Source organism: Cupriavidus basilensis (genome assembly GCF_029335485.1).
GTDB classification, from domain to species: Bacteria; Pseudomonadota; Gammaproteobacteria; order Burkholderiales; family Burkholderiaceae; genus Cupriavidus; species Cupriavidus basilensis_E.
In genome coordinates this window covers 1-5,028 of sequence record NZ_JARJLM010000694.1, presented here as the reverse complement: position 1 = coordinate 5,028, position 5,028 = coordinate 1, and the positions used below count along the sequence as shown (strand labels likewise).

The 5,028-nt window shown below is 65.4% G+C and carries 3 protein-coding genes and 1 tRNA gene; all 4 read left to right on the top strand.

Translation table 11 applies throughout. The features are described 5' to 3' along the window. The first annotated feature begins 70 nt into the window (after positions 1–70). Positions 71–2,536: a sensor histidine kinase gene (locus P3W85_RS42965; RefSeq protein ID WP_276269298.1), complete on the top strand. Its 2,466-nt coding sequence runs from the start codon at positions 71–73 to the stop codon at positions 2,534–2,536. A gap of 53 nt (positions 2,537–2,589) precedes the next feature. Beyond that, on the top strand, positions 2,590–3,294 hold the full coding sequence (locus P3W85_RS42960; protein ID WP_276269297.1) for a response regulator: 705 nt from the start codon (positions 2,590–2,592) through the stop codon (positions 3,292–3,294). A 60-nt stretch (positions 3,295–3,354) separates the two neighbouring features. Then, positions 3,355–3,430, top strand: a tRNA-Phe gene (locus P3W85_RS42955). An 895-nt stretch (positions 3,431–4,325) separates the two neighbouring features. Continuing rightward, on the top strand, positions 4,326–5,028 hold a 703-nt coding region (locus tag P3W85_RS42950; protein WP_276269296.1), incomplete at its 3' end, for an aquaporin.

Here is a 5,028-nt window from a genome sequence, read left to right as displayed (position 1 = left end):
TACCCTTCGCGCACACGGTGTCGACCGTGCTCTCGCCCACCACCCTGGTGCAGCCGGCCGCGAGCCAGCCATGACCCCCGGCAACTTGTGGGACAGTCGTTTCCGGCGCGTGCTCTATCGCGTCGTGGCAGGCATCATCGTGTTCCTGGCGCTGGTGCTGGTGGCCTTGCTCGCCGGCGCCTCGGCCAACACGGAATTCTTCGACCGCTATTTCACGCTGCTGTTCAAGATCAACCTGGTGATCGGCGTGCTGCTGGTGCTGATCATCAGTGCGCTGGCGGTGAGCCTGTGGCTGCGCTACCGGCGCGGCAAGTTCGGGACGCGGCTGATGACCAAGCTCGCCGTGTTCTTCGGCGTGGTGGGCGTGCTGCCGGGCGTCCTGATTTACCTGGTGTCGCTGCAGTTCGTCTCGCGCAGCATCGAGTCATGGTTCGACGTGCGGGTGGAAACCGCGCTCGAGGCCGGCCTCAATCTTGGCCGCTCGACCATCGACACCGCGCTGTCGGACCTGCAGGGCAAGGCGCGGCTGATGGCCGACCAGCTCAATAGCGCGTCCAACGTGGCCACCTCGCTGCAGCTCAACCGGCTGCGCGAGCAATATGGCGTGCAGGAAGCCGCGATCTTCACCGGCAGCGGCCGCGTGATCGCCACCGCCTCGAGCAACTATGCCTCGCTGGTGCCCGACCTGCCATCCGGCGTGCTGGCCGAGCAGGCGCGGCTCGCGGGCGGCTATGCGGCAGTGGAGGGCGGCACCGATCCCGCCGTCGACGGCCACCGCCAGCCCGAAAGCGCCGACGGCAGCCACCTGTACCGGCTGCGCGTCATCGTGCCGCTTGGCCCCGCGCCCGCCGCGCAGAGCGAAGCGCAATCGCCCGCCGAAAGCGTCGGCAAGCCAGCCTCGAAGGCACCGCTCAACGCGGCCAGCCGCTGGGCTGGCTCGGGTCTGTCGGTGGAACGCCGCCCGGAGGACGCGGCGTCGTCCGGCTTCGGGCTGATGGGCGAGACGGTGCGCGAAGAACGCTATCTGCAGGTCGTGCACCCGGTGCCCGCGGCGCTGGCGCGCAATGCCGACGAAGTGCAGCGCGCCTACCAGGAATACCAGGAGAAGGCGCTGGGCCGCACCGGCCTGCGCAAGATGTATATCGGCACGCTGACGCTGACGCTGTTCCTCGCGGTGTTTATCGCCGTGATGCTGGCGCTGCTGCTCGGCGGGCAGCTGGCGCGGCCGCTGCTGATGCTGTTGCAGGGAACCAAGGAAGTGGCCGAGGGCGATCTCTCGCCCAAGCGCGAGCTCAAGAGCCGCGACGAGCTCGGCATGCTGACCCAGCAGTTCAACATGATGACGCGGCAGTTGTCCGAGGCACGCATCGCGGTGGAGCAGAACCGCAGCGCGCTGGAGAAATCGACGGCTTACCTCGAGAGCGTGCTGCAGAATCTCACTGCCGGCGTCTTCGTGTTCGACCGCCGCTTCGTGCTGATCACCGCCAACCCGGGCGCCGAGCGCATTTTCCGCCAGCCCTTCGCCAGCGAGCTGGGGGAGCCCATCGACAACATCCCGGTGCTCGGCACCTTCGGCGATATCGTGCGGCAGGCCTTCTCGGAGCAGAGCACCAGTGAAATGCTGGGCGGCGCGCAGCACTGGCAAAAGCAGATCGAGCTGCCTCAGGGCGACGAGGAACAAGCGCTCACGCTGCTGGTGCGAGGCGCGCGCCTGCCGGGCGGGCGCGGCGACGAACAAGGCGAACCCGGCTATGTGATCGTGTTCGACGATATCTCGGATGTGATTTCCGCTCAACGCTCGGTGGCCTGGGGGGAAGTGGCGCGGCGCCTTGCGCACGAGATCAAGAACCCGCTGACCCCGATCCAGCTCTCGGCCGAGCGGCTGCAGATGAAGCTCTCGCCAAAACTGGAAGGACTGGATGCCGATGTGCTCAAGCGCGGCGCCACCACCATCGTCAACCAGGTGCAGGCCATGAAGCGCATGGTCGACGACTTCCGCGACTATGCGCGCACGCCGCCAGCGATGTTGCAGTCACTGCAGATCAACGCCCTGGTGGCGGAAGTGCTGCACCTCTACGGGATCGACGACACCGGGCCCCACGAGCATGCCGTGATCCATCCGTCGCTGGCCGCCACCCTGCCCGAGATCAAGGGTGATCCGACCCAGCTGCGCCAGGTGATTCACAACCTGCTGCAGAACGCGCAGGATGCGGTGGCGGACAACGTGACGGCCGCTAGGGCGGCGCCCCATATCGCTCTGCACACCGAGACTGTAGAATACAAAGATTCTGCCGGCGAAGACCGGCAGGCTGTCAAGCTCACCATTGCGGATAACGGTCCCGGTTTCGCCCCGCGCATCCTCAGTCGCGCGTTCGAACCCTATGTGACCACCAAGGCCAAGGGAACCGGCCTCGGTCTCGCGATGGTGAAGAAGATCATTGACGAACACGGCGCACGCATCGAGTTGCGCAATCGCATGGAGGGCACCGAAATCATCGGGGCGCAGATCTCCATCCTGTTCGTTAAACTGGCATAGTCATTGTTGCGGCCCCGAACCCGGTCAGCCGCGGTGGGGTCAAGAGGGGAAGTATGGCAACCATCCTCGTAGTCGACGACGAAATGGGTATCCGGGAGTTGCTCTCGGAAATCCTCAGCGACGAAGGCCATGTGGTCGAAGTGGCAGAAAACGCGCAGAAGGCGCGCGAGTATCGTGCCGGCAATACGCCGGACCTGGTGCTGCTTGACATCTGGATGCCCGATACCGATGGCGTCACGCTGCTCAAGGAGTGGTCGGCCCAGGGCCTGCTCTCCATGCCCGTCATCATGATGTCGGGGCACGCCACCATCGATACCGCGGTGGAGGCGACCAAGATCGGCGCGCTCAATTTCCTCGAGAAGCCGATTGCCCTGCAGAAACTGCTGTCCGCCGTCGAACAGGGCCTGGCGCGCGGCATCGAGCGCCCGCGCGCAGGGGCGGCGGCCGGCGCGGCGCTGCCCGCTGGCGGCAATAGCGAGGGCACGGCGGCGGCGGCCGCGGAAACCGCGGCCGAAGCGGCCAACGGCAACCCGCAACGGCTGCCCGAAGCCGAGATGCATTTCTCCTTCGACATGCCGCTGCGCGAAGCACGCGACCTGTTCGAGCGCGCCTACTTCGAATACCACCTGCTGCGCGAGCACGGCAGCATGACCCGCGTCGCCGAGAAAACCGGCCTCGAACGCACCCATCTGTACCGCAAGCTCAAGCAGCTCGGCGTGGAACTCAGCCGCAACAAGCCGGAGCCCACGGAGCAGTAAAACGGCGGCGCACAAAGCGCTTGACGCGGTCAAAATGCGCTGCTATGATTTCCCTTCTTTGGCCCGGTAGCTCAGTCGGTAGAGCAGAGGATTGAAAATCCTTGTGTCGGCGGTTCGATTCCGTCCCAGGCCACCAGCATTGCGAAAAAGCCCAGGATCTGAAAAGGTCTTGGGCTTTTTTCATTGCGTTGGCGTAGGGCGGTAAAGCGCCGGGCCGGATATCAGGCCATTCACGCACGCATCGGCGCATCATGCCAGGGCAATCGGTACATCTGCTGCCGATGGTCCACGACACCATCCGGTTTCCACATCAGCAATGCCAGCACGCAGCACAGGCCATCCGCTGTCCGTGAAAGCCTCCCCTGCAATCTCAGTCCCCGTATGGCACCAAGGCCCGGGCAATGGGCCAATGGGGTTGCGCCGATGGCCATGCCGAGAGCATCGAGTTGGGCTAGCTCACTGGCCAGATGGGCACCAGTTCGACGATCGGCTCATGCCTGCCTGCATGCGGCGAGAAGCCGTACGGATTGCTTCGGGCGAGCAGAAGCAACCGGTGTGAGTAACACGCATGAGGGCCCCTGGAATCAAGCCGCGAGGGCAGCATTCCGCCTTGGTTGATTTCACGTTCCCACGCCCGGCCATACCGCTGCTTCAATGACCGTTCCGTTGTTCTCCACCTCATGGGGACCCATCAAACCGGACCGCCACACGACACCAAAAACGCCCTTGCGTTGTCGCTGCCCACCGCCTAATGTTTAGGCACAAAATCGTCCATCCGCCCCTCCGCCAGTGCCATCGCGCCTGCGATTATCGGCATTGCGTCAATTACCCCCCGAATCCGGCTTTCGCATCTGGTCCTGACCTCCGATTTCGTCATGCCGAGCCGCGTATCCAGGCAATCCACATAGCGATCCAGCAAAACACGCCGCGCATTCGATACCCCAGGTTCATTCAATACTAGCCACGCGTGCATTGACGCTGGACGGCGAAAAACGGAACACTGCGCGCTCCCGCCTGCCACTGCAAACCCAATGCGCGCGCCTTCCTCCGCTGTCACGACCGACCCTGTCCGCTCTGCCGAACCGCATGGCCCAAGCGTACCCGCGCCTGCGATCACGCTCGCCAGGCGCCTGGTCGCCGAGGGGCTGGGCACAGCGCTGCTGGTAGCGGTGGTGGTAGGCTCGGGCATTCGCGCGCAGCAACTGGCGGGCGGCAATACCGCGCTGGCATTGCTGGCGAATTCGCTGGCCACCGGGGGCGGGCTGATCGCGCTGCTGCTCGCGCTGGGGCCGATCTCGGGCGGGCATCTCAACCCGGTGGTCACGCTCTCGGCCATGTTGCGCGGGGCGCTGCCAGCGCGCGATGCCTGGCGCTATGCGCTGGTTCAGACCGGCGGCGCCATCGCGGGAACCGCGTGCGCGCATGCGATGTTTGGCGAGCCGATGCTGGCGTGGTCGGCGCAAAGCCGCACCGGGGCGTCGATGTGGTGGAGCGAGTTCGTGGCCACCTTCGGGCTGATCGGCGTGGCGATCGGCACCGGGCGCAGCCGGCCCGGCCTGGTTCCGTTTGCGGTGGCGGCCTATATCGTGGCAGGCTACTGGTTCACCGCGTCGACGTCCTTCGCCAACCCTGCCTTGACCCTGGCTTGCGCGTTCACGGCGACCTTTACCGGCATCCGCGCGATCGATGTGCCGGGCTTCGTGCTGGCGCAGATGGCAGGCGGGCTGAGCGCCA